General features: G+C 61.2%; 16 protein-coding genes. 5 read left to right on the top strand and 11 right to left on the bottom strand.

The genetic code is table 11. The annotated features are described in order from the left end of the window. Positions 1 to 32 precede the first annotated feature (32 nt). From IFT99_RS01960 to ppsA, 4 genes are all read right to left on the bottom strand, one after another. Positions 33 to 1028 (bottom strand): zinc transporter ZntB, encoded by a 996-nt coding sequence (locus tag IFT99_RS01960; protein ID WP_192130240.1) that lies wholly within the window; start codon positions 1026 to 1028, stop codon positions 33 to 35. 42 nt (positions 1029 to 1070) lie between these two features. Then, positions 1071 to 1559, bottom strand: coding sequence for a ribonuclease E activity regulator RraA (gene rraA, locus IFT99_RS01955; RefSeq protein WP_192130239.1), 489 nt, complete (start codon positions 1557 to 1559; stop codon positions 1071 to 1073). A 239-nt stretch (positions 1560 to 1798) separates the two neighbouring features. Beyond that, the gene (locus tag IFT99_RS01950; protein ID WP_192130238.1) at positions 1799 to 2794 is read right to left on the bottom strand and encodes an alpha/beta fold hydrolase; all 996 of its coding nucleotides are present in this window, start codon (positions 2792 to 2794) and stop codon (positions 1799 to 1801) included. Between the two features lie 171 nt (positions 2795 to 2965). Continuing rightward, complete coding sequence (gene ppsA / locus IFT99_RS01945; RefSeq protein WP_192130237.1) at positions 2966 to 5341, bottom strand: phosphoenolpyruvate synthase; 2376 nt, start codon at positions 5339 to 5341, stop codon at positions 2966 to 2968. Between the two features lie 150 nt (positions 5342 to 5491). Here ppsA and ppsR point away from each other — a divergent pair, with 150 nt between their 5' ends. Further along, entirely contained in the window at positions 5492 to 6310 is an 819-nt protein-coding gene (gene ppsR, locus IFT99_RS01940) for a posphoenolpyruvate synthetase regulatory kinase/phosphorylase PpsR (protein ID WP_074887131.1), read from the top strand. Positions 6311 to 6373: 63 nt separating this feature from the next. Here the strand turns inward: ppsR and prpF are convergent, their stop codons facing one another. The 5 genes from prpF to IFT99_RS01915 all read right to left on the bottom strand — a co-directional run bounded on the left by prpF (position 6374) and on the right by IFT99_RS01915 (position 13049). Beyond that, entirely contained in the window at positions 6374 to 7564 is a 1191-nt protein-coding gene (gene prpF, locus IFT99_RS01935) for a 2-methylaconitate cis-trans isomerase PrpF (protein WP_192130236.1), read from the bottom strand. A gap of 51 nt (positions 7565 to 7615) precedes the next feature. After that, on the bottom strand, positions 7616 to 10210 hold the full coding sequence (gene acnD, locus IFT99_RS01930) for a Fe/S-dependent 2-methylisocitrate dehydratase AcnD (RefSeq protein WP_192130235.1): 2595 nt from the start codon (positions 10208 to 10210) through the stop codon (positions 7616 to 7618). Between the two features lie 62 nt (positions 10211 to 10272). Continuing rightward, positions 10273 to 11400, bottom strand: coding sequence for a bifunctional 2-methylcitrate synthase/citrate synthase (gene prpC, locus IFT99_RS01925; protein WP_192130234.1), 1128 nt, complete (start codon positions 11398 to 11400; stop codon positions 10273 to 10275). Positions 11401 to 11454: 54 nt separating this feature from the next. Continuing rightward, positions 11455 to 12345, bottom strand: a complete 891-nt coding sequence (prpB, locus tag IFT99_RS01920; RefSeq protein ID WP_192130233.1) for a methylisocitrate lyase — start codon at positions 12343 to 12345, stop codon at positions 11455 to 11457. Beyond that, the gene (locus tag IFT99_RS01915; RefSeq protein WP_192130232.1) at positions 12342 to 13049 is read right to left on the bottom strand and encodes a GntR family transcriptional regulator; all 708 of its coding nucleotides are present in this window, start codon (positions 13047 to 13049) and stop codon (positions 12342 to 12344) included. Before IFT99_RS01915 ends, prpB begins: the two co-directional genes overlap by 4 nt. A 293-nt stretch (positions 13050 to 13342) precedes the next feature. Here IFT99_RS01915 and rloA point away from each other — a divergent pair, with 293 nt between their 5' ends. From rloA to IFT99_RS01895, 4 genes are all read left to right on the top strand, one after another. Next, on the top strand, positions 13343 to 13906 hold the full coding sequence (gene rloA, locus IFT99_RS01910) for a retropepsin-like aspartic peptidase RloA (RefSeq protein ID WP_192130509.1): 564 nt from the start codon (positions 13343 to 13345) through the stop codon (positions 13904 to 13906). 4 nt (positions 13907 to 13910) lie between these two features. Beyond that, complete coding sequence (gene rloB, locus IFT99_RS01905) at positions 13911 to 15461, top strand: osmotic stress tolerance membrane protein RloB (protein WP_065988742.1); 1551 nt, start codon at positions 13911 to 13913, stop codon at positions 15459 to 15461. Beyond that, positions 15461 to 16429 carry an alpha-L-glutamate ligase-like protein gene (locus IFT99_RS01900; RefSeq protein ID WP_167355790.1) on the top strand — a complete coding sequence of 323 codons (969 nt, stop codon included), beginning with the start codon at positions 15461 to 15463 and terminating at the stop codon, positions 16427 to 16429. Before rloB ends, IFT99_RS01900 begins: the two co-directional genes overlap by 1 nt. Positions 16430 to 16715: 286 nt before the next feature. Further along, positions 16716 to 16943 (top strand): hypothetical protein, encoded by a 228-nt coding sequence (locus tag IFT99_RS01895; RefSeq protein WP_192130231.1) that lies wholly within the window; start codon positions 16716 to 16718, stop codon positions 16941 to 16943. Positions 16944 to 17041: 98 nt separating this feature from the next. On the opposite strand, the gene IFT99_RS01890 is transcribed toward IFT99_RS01895, so the two are convergent. Both IFT99_RS01890 and IFT99_RS01885 read right to left on the bottom strand, forming a co-directional pair. Then, positions 17042 to 17953 carry an AraC family transcriptional regulator gene (locus IFT99_RS01890; protein ID WP_192130230.1) on the bottom strand — a complete coding sequence of 304 codons (912 nt, stop codon included), beginning with the start codon at positions 17951 to 17953 and terminating at the stop codon, positions 17042 to 17044. Between the two features lie 21 nt (positions 17954 to 17974). Beyond that, a complete protein-coding gene (locus IFT99_RS01885; protein WP_192130229.1) occupies positions 17975 to 18943 on the bottom strand; it encodes an XdhC family protein in 969 nt (322 codons plus the stop codon). Position 18944 lies beyond the last annotated feature (1 nt).

Here is an 18944-nt window from a genome sequence, read left to right as displayed (position 1 = left end):
GACACTCGTGTGCGCCTTCCGTTTTTTTACACTCACACCCACCGCAATCGCTTGAACAACCACATTTGCCCCACCGCGACGGCCAGCATCACCAGGCAAGCGTACACAAACCCGTAGGGGTTTTCCGATCCCGGGATGCCTCCCACGTTGATACCCAGCAAACCGGTCAGGAAGCTCATCGGCAGGAAGATGCCGGTGATGACTCCAAACCGATAGACGATCCTGTTCATGCGCTCGTTGCGGCGTCTGTCTTCGGCCTCAAGCACAAGCCCCACGCGCTCTTTGGTCAGTTCCAGCTCTTCGAGATAGCGTGTCAGGCTGTTGTTCAACTCGTTCCAGTAATCGGCGTCATCCTCCACAAACCACGGCATCTTGCTGCGCGTCATCTGGGCGTAGATCTCCCGCTGCGGCGCCAGGAACCTTCGCAGCCCCGCCGCTCGCCGACGGATGTGCACCATGTTGCCGTGCTCGGGCAGATACCGTTCGTCGGCATCTATGCGCTCTTCCATGTCATCGACCAGTTCTGTGAGCTCGCCCACCACCGCTTGAACCTTGTCGGTGAGGAACTGAGCCAGATACAACAGCAATTCCGAGGCTGTTTTCGGGCCCTTGCCTTCATCCAATGACGCGATCAGTTCGTCGGTTGCCCGCAGCGAACGAAGGCGCAACGAGATAACGCGCTGGGCGGCGGCAAAAATACGCACCGACACCATGTCTTCGGGCTCGGCGCCAGGGTTCAGGTTGATCCCGCGCAGAAACAACAGCAATTCGTCGTCCGGCAAGGCCAGCAGCCGTGGCCGGGTGTTCTCTTCCAGCATCAGGTCACAGACAAACTCGCTGAGACCGCTGGTCTTGCGCAACCACGTCTGGGTCTGCGGATGGCTGCGGTCCCAGTGGAGCCACACACTTTCGTGGGGCTCCAATTGAAGGCCATCCAGTGCAGTGCGGGGGATTGAACGCGCCCCGCCCTTTCCGTCCAACACGAGGGCATGAACCAGCCCCCACTGCGCGTTTGTTTCGTCGAACATTCGTGTCCTTGCTGAGTGAATCGCTAACCGCGTAAAGAATAATCAGTCCGGCATTTTCAGTGCGCTGGGCGAGACGATGATGCCGTTGTTGTCGGCATAGATGAATTCGCCCGGCTTGAAGGTCACACCGCCGAAGCTCACCACCGTGTTCAGATCACCCAGGCCGCGCTTTTCAGTCTTGAGCGGGTGACTGGCCAATGCCTGCACACCCAGATCGGTCTGCGCGAGGACGTCGACGTCACGCACGCAGCCGAAAATCACCATGCCCTCCCAGCCGTTTTTCGCCGCCTTCTCCGCGATCATGTCGCCGAGCAGTGCGCAGCGCAGAGAGCCACCACCGTCCACGACCAGGACTTTGCCGTGCCCAGGCTGTTCAGCCTGCTCACGCACCTTCGAATTGTCTTCGAAGCACTTGAGCGTGACGATCTCGCCACCAAATGAATCACGGCCACCAAAATTGCTGAACATCGGCTCTACCACCTGAATCAGCTCAGGGTAGGCGTCGCACAAGTCCGGGGTGATGTAGTGCATGGGTAACTCCTGTCAGGAAAGCTCTGTGATGAGGGTAGACAGCCACTAGGATAGACGGCTACGAGAATAGACGGTCTGTTTGAACGACCGACGCTCCCCGCGCATTGCGTCCTTATATAGCACCTCATGGGGCACAGAAAAATCTGACCAACGAGTCGCCACCTGCCGTTCGGCCCCGGTGTCGAGAATGGGTGCAGCTTAGCGCCAAGTCAGCGCCCAAGGAATGGCTGAAACCGCGACTATGACGGAGTTGCCATCATGTTCAGCGTTGATTCAGCCTTTGCCACCGGAACATGGCGATTCAGCCAGTCCGCCACGCGCGGCCACACCTGGGTTTGCGCGGCTTTGCTGACCAGCATCGGCACGTGGCCGAAGTCTTCGCTGAAGCCCTGTTCGCGGCCTAGGACGAGAAACGTCTTGTCGTCGCTGCCGAAGCGCTCGAAGAGCTCGCGGCAGGCCCATTCCGGGTCCTGATGATCGCCAGCGCCAGCCACGCACAGCAGCGGGACCGTGACCTGTTGCAGCCCGGCCCACCAGTCATCCTTCTCGTGGCCGAAGCTGCCGAACAGGCCGCGCCAGCGCATGTTCTCCAGAAGGACGCCCATGGGTTCGTCTTCCGGGCCACGCTTGAAACGCGGGCCCGAAACGTGCTCGAAGCGCTTGAGCAGCAGCCGTGCGACCCATTGCAGCGGCGGCACTTTCAGCGGCCAGTGGCTGCGGGTGACCTGACTGCCGAACAACGCCACCGACGCGGCGTCGTCCGTCGTCAGGTAGTGCCCGCCCAAAGCCGCAGCGAGGGTCGTGCCGCCCAGGGAATGGCCGATCCAGTGGGGCGCCTCGCCAGTCTGCTCGCGCACGAACCCGGCGATGGCCGGCAGATCAAAGCGCGCATAGTCAGCGACGCCGTTGGATTTATACGCGCTGTTACGCGCCGACAGGCCGTGCCCGCGCATTTCCGGGATCCACACATCGAACCCGGCACGGGCCAGATAAGCGCCCAGTCCGATGCCTTTGGGGGAATACCAGAAGCGTCGATTGGAAAAGCTGCCGTGCAGCAGGACCACCGGCACGCCTCGGGCATCTGGGGCGGACACAAGACCCAGCCGGGTGACGGCGATTTCGACGGTGAAATCCGGGCTGTTGCCGGGCTTCAAACGGTAGACGTCCTCGGTCAGGTCGCCACGACGCTCGGCACTGATCAAGGCCACGGGAAAGAGATGACTGCTGCTTTGCATGGTGCTTTTGCTGGATGCTCTTGGTGGAGGGGGAACGGCGGTTGGGCGAGACAGCAAGTTGACGCTACCAGCGCGCTGAAAATCACCCACAAAAAAGGGCGGATTCGTTAAAGAACCGCCCTCTCGGGAAACCGGCCCATTGAAACGGGCCGGCATCTTACTCGATCTGCATCAGGTTGGAGCGTCCTCTTCGGACAGGAAGAACCAGGTCTCCAGTACTGAATCAGGATTGAGGGACACGCTTTCGATGCCTTGCTCCATCAACCAGCGCGCGAGATCCGGATGATCGGACGGGCCCTGGCCGCAAATGCCGATGTACTTGCCGGCCTTGTTACAGGCCTGAATGGCGTAGGACAGCAGCTTCTTGACCGCAGGGTTACGCTCGTCAAACAGGTGGGCGATGATCCCGGAGTCACGGTCCAGCCCCAGGGTCAGCTGGGTCAGGTCGTTGGAGCCGATGGAGAAGCCGTCGAAGAATTCGAGGAATTCATCGGCCATCAGGGCGTTGGACGGCAGCTCGCACATCATGATCACGCGCAGACCGTTCTCGCCACGGGCCAGCCCGTTTTCGGCGAGCAGATCGATGACCTGACTCGCTTCGCCCAGGGTGCGCACGAACGGCACCATGATTTCGACGTTGGTCAGGCCCATCTCGTTGCGCACACGCTTGAGGGCACGGCACTCCAGCTCGAAACAGTCGCGGAAGTTTTCGCTGATGTAACGGGACGCGCCACGGAAGCCCAGCATCGGGTTTTCTTCTTCCGGCTCGTAAAGCTTGCCGCCGATGAGGTTCGCGTATTCGTTGGACTTGAAGTCCGAGAGGCGCACGATGACTTTCTTCGGCGAGAACGCCGCCGCCAGGGTGCTGATGCCTTCCACCAGCTTCTCGACGTAGAAACCGACCGGATCGTCGTAGCCGGCGATGCGCTTGTCGACGCTTTCCTTGATGTCCTGAGGCAGGTTGGCGTAGTTCAGCAGCGCCTTGGGGTGCACGCCGATCATGCGATTGATGATGAATTCCAGACGCGCCAGGCCGATGCCGGCGTTGGGCAACTGGGCGAAATCAAAGGCGCGATCGGGGTTGCCGACGTTCATCATGATTTTGAACGGCAGGTCAGGCATGGCGTCGACGGAGTTCTGCTTGATGTCGAAGCCCAGCTCGCCTTCGAAGATGTAACCGGTGTCGCCCTCGGCGCAGGACACGGTGACGCCCTGACCTTCCTGCAACAGCTCGGTGGCGTTGCCGCAACCCACTACTGCCGGAATGCCCAGCTCGCGGGCGATGATCGCGGCGTGGCAGGTGCGCCCGCCGCGATTGGTGACGATGGCGCTGGCGCGCTTCATCACCGGTTCCCAGTCCGGGTCGGTCATGTCGGAGACCAGTACATCGCCGGGCTGGACCTTGTCCATCTCGGACACGTCCTTGATGATCCGCACCTTGCCGGCGCCGATGCGCTGGCCGATGGCGCGGCCTTCCACCAGAACGGTGCCCTTCTCTTTCAGCAGATAGCGTTCCATGACATTGGACGAGCTGCGGCTTTTAACGGTCTCGGGACGCGCCTGCACGATGTACAGCTTGCCGTCGTCGCCGTCTTTGGCCCACTCAATGTCCATCGGGCACTGATAGTGTTTTTCGATGATCATCGCCTGGCGTGCCAGGTTGCTGACTTCCTCGTCGCTGAGGCAGAAACGCGCGCGATCGGCGAGGTCAACGTCGATGGTCTTGACCGATTTACCGGCCTTGGCTTCTTCGCCGTAGATCATCTTGATCGCCTTGCTGCCCAGGTTGCGGCGCAGGATCGCCGGGCGACCGGCTTCAAGGGTGTTTTTGTGAACGTAGAATTCGTCCGGGTTGACCGCGCCCTGAACGACGGTCTCGCCCAGGCCGTAGGCACCGGTGATGAAGACGACATCGCGGAAACCGGATTCGGTGTCCAGGGTGAACATGACGCCTGCGGTGCCGGTTTCAGAACGCACCATGCGCTGCACGCCAGCGGATAACGCCACCAGCTTGTGGTCGAAACCCTGATGCACGCGGTAGGAAATGGCGCGGTCGTTGAACAGCGACGCGAAGACTTCTTTCGCCGCGCGGATCACGTTTTCCACGCCACGGATGTTCAGGAAGGTTTCCTGCTGACCGGCGAAGGAGGCGTCCGGCAAATCTTCTGCAGTGGCGGAGGAGCGCACGGCCACGGCGATGTCCGGGTTGCCCGCCGAAAGCGCGGCGAAAGCGGTACGTATTTCGGCGTTGAGCTTCTCGGGGAATTCAGCCTCCATGATCCACTGACGGATCTTGGCGCCGGTTCTCGCCAGCTCGTTGACGTCGTCGACATCCAGCGCGTCGAGGGCCTGATGGATCTGATCGTTCAGGCCACTCTGCTCAAGAAAATCACGGTAGGCCTGAGCGGTAGTGGCAAAACCACCGGGAACGGACACGCCTGCGCCCGCCAGGTTGCTGATCATCTCGCCGAGGGATGCGTTCTTGCCCCCCACGTGCTCAACATCATGTTTGCCGAGCTTATCGAGGGAAACTACGTACTCTACCAAGGTGATCTCTCCACTAACCGGTTATTGTTTGGAACGCTTTTGGTGCGGGAATCGCGGCGATTGAAAACAGGTAGAATGCGGCCAGTCATGGCCCGCAAGCCGGCCTATCATATCCACAAATTGTCTTCAGCTTAAGGCCCCGGGGCGCAAATGAAACGATCCGCTTTTTTCATCTCCGATGGCACCGGCATCACCGCCGAAACCCTTGGCCAGAGTCTGCTAGCGCAATTTGAAAACATTACATTCAACAAGTTCACGCGGCCCTATATCGACAGCGTCGAAAAGGCGCGGGCCATGGTGCAGCAAATCAACAAGGCCGCCGAGAAGGACGAGGCCCGTCCGATCATTTTCGACACCATCGTCAACCAGGACATCCGCGAGATTCTCGCGACCTCAGACGGCTTCATGATCGACATCTTCTCGACCTTCCTCGCCCCGCTGGAGCTGGAGCTTAGTTCACACTCTTCGTACTCGGTGGGGAAATCCCACTCGATCGGGCACAACTCCAATTACATGGAGCGGATCGAGGCGGTGAACTTTGCGCTGGACAACGACGACGGCGCCAGAACCCATTACTACGACAAGGCCGACATCATCCTGGTGGGGGTGTCGCGCTGCGGCAAAACCCCGACCTGCCTGTACATGGCCATGCAGTTCGGCATCCGCGCGGCCAATTACCCGCTGACCGAAGATGACATGGAGCGCCTGCAGTTGCCTGCCGCGCTGAAGCTGCACCGGGACAAGCTGTTCGGCCTGACCATCGACCCTGACCGCCTGACCGCGATCCGCCACGAACGCAAACCCAACAGCCGCTACGCCAGCTACGCCCAGTGCGAGTTCGAGGTCCGCGAAGTCGAGGGCCTGTTCCGCCGCGAAAACATCCCGCACATCAATTCCACGCATTTTTCGGTGGAGGAAATCTCGGCCAAGGTGCTGGTGGAGAAAGGCGTCGAGCGGCGGTTTAAGTAGCTGCGCAGCGGCAAGTTTGAAGCTGCAAGCTGCAAGTTGGCCGGAGCAGGCCATGCGCTCCGGTCAGAAGCTGTTGCCCGGCACTCGCACCCATCCTTCCATCAAGACCCGCGCGCTGCGGCTCATGATGGCTTTTTTGACTTGCCAGTCGCCGTCGACCAACACGGCTTCAGCGCCGACACGCAGGGTTCCGGAAGGATGGCCGAAGCGCACTGCACTGCGCTCGCCGCCGCCCGCTGCCAGATTGACCAGCGTTCCGGGAATCGCGGCTGCCGTGCCGATGGCGACTGCGGCGGTGCCCATCATCGCGTGGTGCAGCTTGCCCATGGACATGGCGCGCACCAACAGATCGGTGTCTTCGGTGGTGACGCGCTTGCCGCTGGAAGACAGGTAGTCCGCAGGCGCGGCCACGAACGCTACTTTGGGCGTGTGCTGACGCGTCGCGGCCTCCTCGACCGTGCCGATCAGCCCCATGCGCACGGCGCCATAGGCCCGGATCGTTTCGAACATGCTCAGGGCCTTCGGATCGCTGTTGATTGCGTCCTGCAATTCGCTGCCGGTGTAGCCGATGTCCCGGGCGTTGACGAAGATCGTCGGGATGCCGGCATTGATCATCGTCGCCTTGAAGGTTCCCACACCCGGCACTTCAAGCTCGTCCACCAGATGGCCGGTGGGGAACATCGAGCCGCCTGCGCCCTCCTCGTCTGCGGCAGGGTCCATGAATTCCAGCTGCACTTCCGCCGCCGGAAAGGTCACGCCGTCGAGCTCGAAATCGCCGGTTTCCTGCACCGCGCCGTCGGTCATCGGCACGTGGGCGATGATGGTTTTGCCGATGTTGGCCTGCCAGATGCGCACCACCGCCACGCCGTTCCGGGGAATGCGCGCCGGGTCAACCAGACCGTTGCTGATTGCGAACGGGCCGACTGCCGCTGACAGATTGCCGCAATTGCCGCTCCAGTCGACGAAGGGCTTATCGATGGCCACTTGACCAAACAGGTAATCGACGTCGTGATCGGCTTTCTCGCTCTTTGACAGGATCACCGTTTTGCTGGTGCTCGACGTCGCGCCGCCCATGCCATCGATCTGCTTGGCGTAGGGGTCGGGGCTGCCGATCACCCGCAACAGCAAGGCATCACGGGCCGCACCGGGGGTTTGCGCGGCTTCAGGCAGGTCGTCCCGGAGGAAAAACACGCCCTTGCTGGTGCCGCCGCGCATGTAGGTCGCGGGAATCTTGATCTGTGCGGTGGAAGCCATGAACTGCTCCTTCTTTATATAGAGCGCGCGTCATAAAGAGCGCGCGTCGGCTCAGGCGACGGCGGCGGATTCGAGGAAGTCCTGGGCGAAGCGTTGCAACACGCCGCCGGCCTCGTAGATCAACACCTCTTCCCCCGTGTCGAGACGGCAGGTCACCGGCACCTCCACACGCTCGCCATTCTTGCGCTGGATGATCAGCGTCAGCGTTGCGCCCGGCGTACGCGCGCCGATCACGTCGAAGGTTTCACTGCCGTCGATACCCAGGGTCAGGCGATTGGTGCCCGGCTTGAACTCCAGCGGCAGCACGCCCATGCCCACCAGATTGGTGCGATGGATACGCTCGAAGCCCTCAGCGACGATGACTTCAACGCCCGCCAGACGCACGCCCTTGGCGGCCCAGTCCCGGGACGAACCCTGACCGTAATCGGCGCCGGCAATGATGATCAGCGGCTGCTTGCGCGCCATGTAAGTTTCGATGGCCTCCCACATCCGCGTGACCTGGCCTTCCGGCTCGATCCGCGCGTAGGAACCCTGCTTGACCTTGCCGTTTTCCACCACCATTTCATTGAACAGCTTGGGGTTGGCGAACGTGGCGCGCTGGGCCGTCAGGTGATCGCCGCGATGGGTGGCGTAGGAGTTGAAGTCCTCTTCCGGCAGGCCCATTTTCTCCAGGTATTCGCCAGCGGCGCTGTCGAGCATGATCGCGTTGGAGGGCGACAGATGATCGGTGGTGATGTTGTCCGGCAGCACCGCCAGCGGACGCATGCCCCTGAGGGTTCGTTCGCCGGCCAGGGCGCCTTCCCAGTACGGCGGGCGACGAATGTAGGTGCTCATCGGCCGCCAGTCGTACAGCGGCGCGACTTTCGGGCCGGTGTCTTCGTGGATGGCGAACATCGGGATGTACACCTGACGGAACTGCTCCGGCTTGACCGAGGCCTTCACCACCTGGTCGATCTCGGCGTCGCTCGGCCAGAGGTCTTTCAGGCGGATTTCTTCGCCGTTGGGGCCGAGGCCCAGCACGTCTTTCTCGATATCGAAGCGGATTGTTCCGGCGATGGCGTAGGCCACCACCAGCGGCGGCGAGGCGAGAAACGCCTGCTTGGCGTAAGGGTGAATGCGCCCGTCGAAGTTACGGTTGCCCGACAACACTGCCGTGGCGTACAGGTCGCGGTCGATGATTTCCTGCTGGATCACGGGGTCCAGCGCGCCGGACATGCCGTTGCAGGTGGTGCAGGCGAACGCGACGATGCCGAAACCCAGTTGCTCCAGCTCGCCGGTCAGCCCTGCTTCATCCAGGTACAGCGCGACGGTTTTCGAGCCCGGCGCCAGGGACGACTTCACCCAGGGTTTGCGCGTCAGCCCCAAGCGATTAGCGTTGCGCGCCAGCAAACCTGCGGCGATGACGTTGCGCGGGTTGCTGGTGTTGGTGCAGCTGGTGATGGCAGCGATGATCACCGCGCCATCCGGCATTTGGCCCGGGGTCTCCTGCCACGGCGCCGCGATGCCTTTGGCGGCCAGATCGGCCGTGGCTACACGTGCATGGGGGTTGGACGGCCCGGCCATGTTGCGCACCACGCTGGACAGGTCGAAACGCAGCACCCGCTCATATTCGGCGCTGACCAGGCTGTCGGCCCAGAGCCCGGTATGGCGGGCGAAGGTCTCAACCAGCTGCACTTGCTGGTCTTCGCGACCGGTCAGCCTGAGGTAGTCGATGGTCTGTTGATCGATGCTGAACATGGCGGCGGTGGCGCCGTATTCGGGGGCCATGTTCGAGATGGTCGCGCGGTCGCCGAGGGTCAGCGCGCGGGCGCCCTCGCCGTAGAACTCCAGGTACGCGCCGACGACCTTTTGCTGACGCAGGTATTCGGTGAGCGCCAGCACCACGTCGGTGGCGGTAATGCCTGGCTGCGGACGGCCCGACAGTTCGACGCCGATGATGTCCGGCAGGCGCATCCACGAGGCGCGGCCGAGCATGACGTTCTCGGCTTCCAGGCCGCCGACGCCGATGGCGATGACGCCCAGCGCATCAACGTGAGGGGTGTGGCTGTCGGTGCCGACCAGCGTGTCCGGGAAGGCAACCCCGTTGAGGGTCTGGATCACCGGTGACATCCGCTCCAGATTGATCTGATGCATGATGCCGTTGCCCGGCGGGATCACTTCGACGTTCTTGAAGGCCTGCTTGGTCCAGTTGATGAAGTGGAAACGGTCTTCGTTGCGACGGTCTTCAATCGCCCGGTTTTTGCTGAAGGCATCCGGGTCGTAGCCCCCGCATTCGACCGCCAGCGAGTGGTCGACGATCAACTGCACGGGCACCACCGGATTGACCTGCGCGGGGTCGCCGCCCATGTCGGCGATGGCGTCGCGCAAGCCGGCCAGGTCAACCAGCGCGGTCTGGCCAAGAATGTCGTGGCAGACCACGCGCGCCGGAAACCACGGAAAATCGAGGTCGCGCTTGCGTTCGATCAGTTGTGTGAGCGAGGCCGTCAGCGTCGTCGGATGGCAACGGCGCACCAGGTTTTCGGCGAGCACGCGGGAGGTGTACGGCAGCGTGGCGTAGGCGCCAGGCTTGATCCCATCGACCGCCGCCTGGGCGTCGAAATAATCCAGCGCCGTGCCGGGCAGCGATTTGCGGTATTCAGTGTTCATCGTCAGGACTCGATCACGGAAAAGTTACGGGTGGAGAGCCCCGTGGAACTCTCCTTTCCCAATCAGCGCTGTTCGATGGGCACGAATTTGCGCTGTTCGACGCCGATGTATTCGGCGCTCGGTCGGATGATGCGGTTGTTGGCGCGCTGTTCGAACACGTGGGAGGCCCAGCCGGTCAGGCGCGAGCAGACGAAGATCGGGGTGAACAGCTGAGTCGGGATGCCCATGAAGTGGTACGCCGAGGCGTGGTAGAAGTCGGCGTTGGGGAAGAGTTTCTTCTGCTCCCACATGGTCTTGTCGATGGCTTCGGAGACCGGAAAGAGCACCGTGTCGCCCACCTCCTCCGCGAGCTTTTTCGACCAACCCTTGATCACCTCGTTACGCGGGTCGTTGTCCTTATAGATCGCGTGGCCGAAGCCCATGATCTTGTCCTTGCGTTCGAGCATCGCCAAAGTGCCCTTCGTCGCTTCTTCGGCGGAGGCGAATTTCTGGATCATCTCCATCGCCGCTTCATTGGCGCCGCCGTGCAATGGCCCGCGCAGGGTACCGATGGCCGCCGTGATGCAGGAAAACAGGTCAGACAGGGTCGATGCGCAAACTCGCGCGGTAAAGGTCGAGGCGTTGAATTCGTGCTCGGCGTAGAGAATCAGCGACACGTCCATGACCTTGCGGTGCAGTTCGCTCGGCGCCTTGTCCAGCAGCAGCTTCAGGAAGTGTCCGGCAATGGACACCTCGTCGGTGACGCAGTCGATGCGCTTGCCTTCGTGGCTGAAGCGGTACCAGTAGCACATGATCGCCGGGAACGCGGCCAGCAGCCGGTCGGTGGAATCGAGCTGCTGGGCGAAGCTGGCTTCGGGCTCGAGATTGCCGAGCATCGAGCAGCCGGTGCGCATCACGTCCATGGGGTGGGTGTCGGCGGGAATGCGCTCCAGCACTTCTTTCAACGCCTGGGGCAGGTCGCGCAGGCCCTGGAGTTTCTTCAGGTAGCCGTCGAGCTGCGCCTGGGTTGGCAGTTCGCCGTACAGCAACAGGTACGCGACTTCTTCGAATCGGGCGTCGGCGGCGAGTTCACGCACGTCATAGCCGCGGTAGGTCAGCCCGGCGCCGGCCTGGCCGACGGTGGACAACGCGGTCTGCCCGGCCACCTGGCCTCGCAGGCCTGCGCCGCTCAATACTTTTGCTTCAGCCATTGCTGTCTCCAGTCTTGTAGTTGTGTGGGAATCGGCAATTCGTTTGCGGCTTTTCTACGATTTCTTCTGCGCAAACAGCGCATCAAGCTTCTGCTCGAACGCGTGGTAGTCAATGCGCTCGTACAACTCCATCCGCGTTTGCATGGTGTCGATGACGTTCTTCTGGGTGCCGTCGCGACGAATCGCCGTGTAGACGTTTTCCGCTGCTTTGTTCATTGCCCGGAACGCCGACAGCGGGTAGAGCACCAAAGCCACTTCAGCGGACTTCAGCTCGTCGGTGGTGAACAGCGGCGTCGAGCCGAATTCGGTGATGTTGGCGAGGATGGGCGCCTTCACCCGCGAGGCAAACAGCTTGTACATCTCAAGCTCGGTGATCGCTTCCGGGAAGACCATGTCCGCACCCGCTTCGATGCACGCTGCGGCGCGGTCCAGTGCCGATTCCAGCCCTTCCACCGCCAGCGCATCGGTGCGCGCCATGATCACGAAACTGTCGTCGGTTCGCGCATCCACCGCCGCCTTGATGCGATCGACCATCTCCTGCTGCGAGACGATTTCCTTGCCGGGCCGGTGACCGCAGCGCTTGGCGCCGACCTGGTCTTCGATGTGCATCGCCGCCGCGCCGAACTTGATCATCGACTTGACCGTGCGCGCCACGTTGAACGCCGAAGCACCGAAACCGGTGTCGACGTCCACCAGCAGCGGCAGGTCGCAGACGTCGGTGATGCGGCGCACGTCGGTGAGGACGTCGTCCAGGCCGGTAATGCCGAGGTCCGGCACCCCCAGCGAACCCGCCGCCACACCGCCGCCGGACAGGTAAATCGCCTTGAAGCCGGCCCGTTGCGCCAGCAGCGCATGGTTGGCGTTGATCGTGCCGACCACTTGCAGCGGATGTTCACTGGCGACAGCGTCACGGAAGCGTTGGCCAGGAGTGGTGCTTGTGGTCATTGTTCACCTCGGGCAGTGGCAGCGTGAAAGCGCTGCTCAATATTGCGTTTGGACGCGGCAATGTGTCGGCGCATCAACAGCTCGGCCAGCTCACCGTCATGTTCGGCGATGGCATCGAGAATACGGTGGTGCTCGGCGAACGCCTGGCGCGGACGATTGGGCGTCGTCGAGAACTGGATGCGGTACATGCGCACCAGTTGGTAGAGGTCATCGCAGAGCATCTGGGTCAGCGTGCTGTTACGCGCGCCCTGAATGATCCGGTAATGAAAGTCGAAGTCGCCTTCCTGCTGGTAATAGCCGACGCCGGCCTGAAAGGCGCTGTCACGCTCATGGGTTTCCAGCACGCGGCGCAGTTCGTCGACCTCTTCAACCGTCATGCGCTCGGCGGCGAGGCGACAGGCCATGCCTTCAAGGGATTCGCGGATTTCATAGAGCTCGACCAGCTGGGCATGGCTCAGGGAAACCACGCGAGCGCCGACGTGGGGAACGCGCACCAACAGGCGCTGGCCTTCAAGCCGGTGGATGGCCTCGCGCAATGGCCCGCGGCTGATGCCGTAGGTGCGCGCAAGCTCAGGCTCGGAGATCTTGCTGCCGGGGGCGATGTCGCCCTTGACGATGGCCGCCTGTATGCGGCGAAAGACGTTCTCGGACAGGGTCTCGGCATCGACCGGCGAAGCAGGGAGAATGTCTGCGGCATCCAACATTGTTGACACCTGAAGAGTGAATGCCAGTAAATCTAGCGAAACACGGCTATTACGTCAAAGCTAAATGATTGATTGTCGACAATCGTCTAATGGCGACACGTTCTGGCGAAGTGTCTGACGGCACCTGTCCGCGCCGCCCCTCGGTCGCGCCACAAAAGCTTCATGCTAGAATGCCGGCCGCTCCAGCCCCCAAGGGGCAGCAAGCGGCTTTCGCAGGATCGGCACCCTTGGTCAAACCAAAAGCCGATTTCGGCGTCAAAGCAGCTCTTTCACTTTTCATCACGCCTGGACTTATGAGCCGCCACCCTCTTCTCTTCCTCTTATCCCTGTACCTGCCGGGCCTTTTTCTGCCCGGGTTTTTTCTCCCCAGTCTGGCCTCTGCCGCTGAAAAGACCGTCTACGGCCTGAACGAATACGCCGAGCTTGCCGACATCGACCTGCAGGTTGCCGCCAAACTGGACACCGGAGCCAAAACCGCCTCCCTGAGCGCCCGAGACATCAAACGCTTCAAGCGCAATGGCGAATCCTGGGTGCGTTTTTACTTGGCCATCGACGATGCCCACGAACACCCCATCGAACGTCCCCTGGCCCGGGTCAGCAAGATCAAGCGCCGCGCCGGCGACATCGACGCCGATGACGACAAGAAGTACACCGCCCGCCCGGTCATCAGCCTGGATGTCTGCATGGGCGGGGCGCTGCGCACCATAGAAGTGAACTTGACCGACCGCAGCGCATTCCAATACCCGCTTTTGATTGGCTCCGAAGCCCTCAAGCACTTCGATGCGCTGGTTGATCCAAGTCTGAAATACGCAGCCGGCAAGCCTGCCTGCGTCACCGATGCTCAAACCGCAGAGTAACGACATGCGCTCTCTTACCCTCCATCTGAAAATCCTGATCGCGACCCTCGTCACGCTGGGCATCGCGATCACGGCTTACCAGATATTGGTGCTCGGCATTCCGGTGACCGAAGACGAAACCGACGACCTGTGGAACATCGACGCCAAGGTCGAGTTCGTCGCCAACCCGAAGGACACGGTCAAGGTGCAGATGTACGTGCCACCACTGTCCCGGGATTACATCAGCCTCAATGAAAGCTTCATCTCCAACAACTACGGCGTGAACGTCAATCGTGCCGACGGCAACCGCAAGGTCACCTGGTCCGCGCGCCGGGCCAACGGCAATCAGACGTTGTACTACCGGCTGGTGTTGACCAAGCGCTACAGCGGCGAGAAAGCCAAGATCAAAGGGCCGATCTTCCGCGACAGCATCGTTGTGGAAGGCCCGGAAAAAATCGCCGCCGACGCGCTGCTTGCGCCGATCCGGCAACATTCCGCCGACGTCGAAACCTTCGTCAGCGAAGCCATCAAACGTGTCAATAATCTGAGCGACGACAACGTCAAGTTGCTGCTGGCCGGCGACACGTCGGTGCAGAACAAGGCGCGGATCACTGAAACCCTGCTGTCCATCGCCCACGTGCCGGTGGAGAAAGCCCATACCATTCGCCTGGTCGCCGATCAGCCGCAGTCACCCGAACTGTGGCTGCGCAGCTTCAATGGCAAGGACTGGCTGTATTTCAATCCGGAAACCGGCGAAGCGGGCCTGCCCCAGGACCGCCTGCTGTGGTGGATCGGCAACGACAACCTGATCTCCGTGGAGGGTGGCAAAAAGGCCACCGTGAGTTTCAGCCTGAACAACAGCGAGATGAACGCGATTCGTCTGGCCAAGCTGACCGATGAAAGCACCGACGCCGACTTCCTCGAATACTCGCTGTACAGCCTGCCGCTGCAAACCCAGCAGACCTTCATGATCATGGTGATGATCCCGATCGGCGTGCTGGTGATCCTGATCCTGCGCAACCTCGTAGGCCTGCAGACGCTGGGGACGTTCACCCCGGTGCTGATCGCGCTGGCATTCCGCGAGACCCAGCTGGGCTTTGGCATCGTGTTGTTCACCATCATCACGGCGCTGGGCCTGTCCCTGCGTTCGTACCTCGAACACCTGAAGCTGCAAATGCTGCCGAGGCTGTCGGTGGTGCTGACCTTCGTGGTGGTGCTGATTGCCGCCATCAGCCTGTTCAGTCACAAGCTGGGCCTTGAGCGCGGGTTGTCGGTGGCGCTGTTCCCGATGGTGATTCTGACCATGACCATCGAACGCCTGTCGATCACCTGGGAAGAACGTGGCGGCGGCCATGCGATGAAGGTCGCCATCGGCACGCTGTTTGCGGCCTCCCTGGCGCACATCATCATGAGCATCCCGGAGTTCATCTACTTCGTGTTCACCTTCCCGGCCATCCTGCTGATCCTGGTGGGTTTCATGCTGGCGATGGGGCGTTATCGCGGTTATCGGCTGACCGAACTGGTCCGTTTCAAGGCCTTCCTCAAGGAAGACGCCGAGCGGGAAACCCATAAATGATCGGCTGGTGGAAAACCTGGAAGGCGCTGGAAGCCAAGGGGATCATGGGCATCAACCGGCGTAACGCCGACTACGTGCTCAAGTACAACAAGCGCAGCCTCTACCCCATCGTCGATGACAAGATCATCACCAAGGAGCGGGCGATCGCGGCGGGCATTCACGTGCCCGAGATGTACGGGATCATTTCCACCGAGAAGGAAATCGACAAGCTCGACACGATCATCGGCGGGCGCAGCGATTTCGTCATCAAGCCGGCCAAGGGTGCAGGCGGCGACGGCATTCTGGTCATCGCCGACCGATTCGAAGAGCGTTTCCGCACGATTTCCGGGCGCATCATCAGCCACGACGAAATCGAGCATCAGATTTCCAGCATTCTCACCGGGCTGTACTCCCTGGGCGGCCATCGCGATCGCGCGCTGATCGAATACCGGGTTACGCCAGATCAGATTTTCAAGAGCATCAGTTACGAGGGCGTCCCGGACATCCGCGTGATTGTGCTGATGGGTTACCCGGTGATGGCGATGCTGCGCCTGCCCACCCGGCAGTCCGGCGGCAAGGCCAACCTGCACCAGGGCGCCATCGGTGTCGGCGTCGATCTGGCGACCGGCCTGACGCTGCGCGGCACCTGGCTGAACAACATCATCAGCAAGCACCCCGACACCACCAATGCGGTGGATGGCGTGCAACTGCCGAACTGGGACGGTTTCATGAAGCTCGCGGCCGAGTGCTACGAGCTGTGCGGCCTGGGTTATATCGGCGTCGACATGGTGCTGGACCAGGACCGCGGGCCGCTGATTCTGGAGCTGAATGCGCGGCCGGGGCTGAACATCCAGATTGCCAATGACTGCGGGCTGACTCACCGGACCGTGGCGGTGGAAAAGCGGCTCGAAGAGCTGGCGGCGGACGGTGTTCAGGAGAGCCCGGAAGAGCGGGTAAAGTTTGCTCAGGGGTTGTTTGGGCACGTTTGAGCGTTCTTGTACCCGACGGTCGCCGTTCAGCGCCCAATTTTCGCCCCTGCTTGTCTGGAGTGAGGGCCGCCGCAGGCTTGGATTAGGCAAAAAATCCGTCGAATCAGGTCTGGTGAGCCCCGCCCCCTCCTGTGAATATGGCCCTCGCCCCGAGCGCCATTCCCTTCGTCTAGATGGCAACGCTGTCTCTCTGATTGGCGCGGTGCAGGTTAAAGATCCTTCGTAGAAAAAAGCACGCTCAACAGCAGTTGCACCGTGAAGACATTGTCATTTGCGCAGGTGAGCCATGCCCGAAAATCATGAAAACTATAATGATGCAGCCGCCAGGCAACGTATTTACCGAGAGCGCCAGCGCGCGGATGGCTTCAAGCAGAACACCCTGTGGATTCATATCGAGGCCGAACGGGATGGAAGGATCGCCGCGCGGGAAGGCAATCCCCTGGTGCCCATGCAATCCATTCATCCAGCGAGTTGGGCCATTGGCTGGATCAGCGAAAGACTGCGAAACGGTTGACCGCATCTCACGATAAATGCGGCGGCTGTCTGCTTCCATGGTACGACCCTAGCGCCGCGAGGCAGGTCCAAGGGGTTGGCTGGATTCAGCCACCCCTCTTACTGCAACCGCATCCGCTTTATATCCCGCTGCGGCGGCTCACCAAACAACCGGCTGTATTCCCGACTGAACTGTGACGAACTTTCATACCCGACAAGGCCACCGGCACTGCTGGCATCCACGTTCTGGCTGAGCATCATTTGTCGAGCGGCCTGCAACCTCAGCTGCTTCTGGTACTGCAGGGGGCTCATTCCAGTGACGTTCCGAAAATGCTGACGAAACGTGGACGGACTCATGCAAGCAGCCGTTGCCAGGTCGTCGACCCTCAGTGGCTTGCTGAAGTTGAGTTTTAGCCACTCCAGTGCTTTGGCGATGTGGTGGCTCGGCGAGCCCGCACTGACGATATGCAACAGCTGTGGGCCGTGGGGGCCATTCAGGAGCCGTATGACAATTTCTTCAATAATGAGCGGGGCCAGACTGTTGATCAGGCAAGGCTCGTCCAGCAACTGGACCAGGCGATCCAGCGCCCCCAGAACACTGGGCTCTAGTCCATGGACGGTCACAGGCCTGAAGCTCTCGTCTTTCATGCGCTGGGACAGCTTCAAGCGCTCGGCCGCCTGCACCACCAGCGCCCCGTCCAGCTTCAGGATCATGCCGAGAAAGGGTTGTGCGAAACTGGCTTTGGTCACATTGGCGATGACGGGGATGTCCACGCTGGTGACCATTGATTGACCCGGGTCGTAACTGAGAACTTCGTCTCCCACCATCACCTGTTTGCCCCCTTGCAGCGTCAGCCCGAGACCCAAGGAGTAGACGCAGTGCAACGGCGTCGTGGTGGCATTGCGGCGATGGAAACTCAGCCCGGGTATCCCGGTGAAATGATCGCCCTCACTTCGGATGATCTGCCCGACGCGTTCAGCGAGACGACCCAGATCGGTTGCGCTAACGGCAGGCTTGGAAACTGAATTCATGGTTATTTCCCGGTTTGATGGCTAAAGCGCACTTTTGATGATCCCGTTGCCTACGCGAACGATGTCGGACATGACGGCCAGCGCAATTTCCGCAGGGGTCTTGCTGCCCAGGTTCAGCCCGATGGGTGCGTGAATCCGGTTCAGAAGCTCGTCATCCAGCATTCCGATCCGTTTGACCCTGTCCAGGCGTTTCGCGCTGGTTCGCTGCGAGCCCATTGCACCGATGTAAAAAGCTGGGGTTCTTACTGCCTCCATCAAGGTCAAGTCATCCAGACGCGGGTCATGGGTCAGTGCGACAACGGCTGTTGCAGCGTGACACCCCCCGTCAGCGATGTAGGTCGCTGGCAGCGTTTCGATCAGCGCAACACCGGCCATATGAAAATGCGCCGTCAGTTCAGTCCGTGGATCACAGACGATCACTTCATAGCCTAGCGCCACTGCAAAGCTCGCACAGTATTCTGCGACCGGCGATAAACCGGCTATGACCAGCCGTCTTGCCGCGCCCACCCGCAGGCGCACGCAACTGGCGTCGACCTTAACCACCGGGCAATCCATGCCGGTGTGTTCGATGCGCACCTGGCCCGATCCCAACGTCACCTCACGCACAATCAACTCGCGGCCCTGAATCGCGCGTTGAACGGCTGAAAAATGCTCCTTGCTCGGCGGACCGGGCTTGAAGTACTCAATCAGCACATCCAAAACGCCACCACAGGGCAGCGCCAGATTTGGCGCAAAACCGCCCTCGCCATAACGAATGATCTGGTTACGGGGCGCGAACTCACGACGACCCAGGCGCTCAAAGAAGTCCTCTTCCACGCAACCTCCAGAGAGCGATCCGCAGAAGTCTCCTTGCTCCAGCACCACCAGCATGGCGCCCGGGCCACGCGGAGCAGACCCGAACGTGGACAACACCGTGCACAGCCAGATGCCGTGGCTCTGTTGCAGCCATTTCAGGGCCTGCTGAACCACCTGAAGGTCGAGACTGTTCATG

It is taken from the genome of Pseudomonas sp. CFBP 8772, assembly GCF_014841665.1.
Classification (GTDB): domain Bacteria; phylum Pseudomonadota; class Gammaproteobacteria; order Pseudomonadales; family Pseudomonadaceae; genus Aquipseudomonas; species Aquipseudomonas graminis_B.
This window is presented reverse-complemented; position numbering and strand designations above follow the sequence as displayed.

Excerpts from the sequence above, each read along its gene's own strand:
- IFT99_RS01960 (WP_192130240.1), bottom strand. The coding sequence starts at position 1,028 with ATGTTCGACGAAACAAACGCGCAGTGGGGGCTGGTTCATGCCCTCGTG.
- IFT99_RS01890 (WP_192130230.1), bottom strand. The coding sequence starts at position 17,953 with ATGAATTCAGTTTCCAAGCCTGCCGTTAGCGCAACCGATCTGGGTCGT.
- IFT99_RS01885 (WP_192130229.1), bottom strand. The coding sequence starts at position 18,943 with ATGAACAGTCTCGACCTTCAGGTGGTTCAGCAGGCCCTGAAATGGCTG.
- prpC (WP_192130234.1), bottom strand. The coding sequence starts at position 11,400 with ATGGCTGAAGCAAAAGTATTGAGCGGCGCAGGCCTGCGAGGCCAGGTG.
- rloB (WP_065988742.1), top strand. The coding sequence starts at position 13,911 with ATGCGCTCTCTTACCCTCCATCTGAAAATCCTGATCGCGACCCTCGTC.
- IFT99_RS01895 (WP_192130231.1), top strand. The coding sequence starts at position 16,716 with ATGCCCGAAAATCATGAAAACTATAATGATGCAGCCGCCAGGCAACGT.
- prpB (WP_192130233.1), bottom strand. The coding sequence starts at position 12,345 with ATGACCACAAGCACCACTCCTGGCCAACGCTTCCGTGACGCTGTCGCC.
- IFT99_RS01915 (WP_192130232.1), bottom strand. The coding sequence starts at position 13,049 with ATGTTGGATGCCGCAGACATTCTCCCTGCTTCGCCGGTCGATGCCGAG.
- rloA (WP_192130509.1), top strand. The coding sequence starts at position 13,343 with ATGAGCCGCCACCCTCTTCTCTTCCTCTTATCCCTGTACCTGCCGGGC.
- rraA (WP_192130239.1), bottom strand. The coding sequence starts at position 1,559 with ATGCACTACATCACCCCGGACTTGTGCGACGCCTACCCTGAGCTGATT.
- IFT99_RS01950 (WP_192130238.1), bottom strand. The coding sequence starts at position 2,794 with ATGCAAAGCAGCAGTCATCTCTTTCCCGTGGCCTTGATCAGTGCCGAG.
- acnD (WP_192130235.1), bottom strand. The coding sequence starts at position 10,210 with ATGAACACTGAATACCGCAAATCGCTGCCCGGCACGGCGCTGGATTAT.
- ppsR (WP_074887131.1), top strand. The coding sequence starts at position 5,492 with ATGAAACGATCCGCTTTTTTCATCTCCGATGGCACCGGCATCACCGCC.
- prpF (WP_192130236.1), bottom strand. The coding sequence starts at position 7,564 with ATGGCTTCCACCGCACAGATCAAGATTCCCGCGACCTACATGCGCGGC.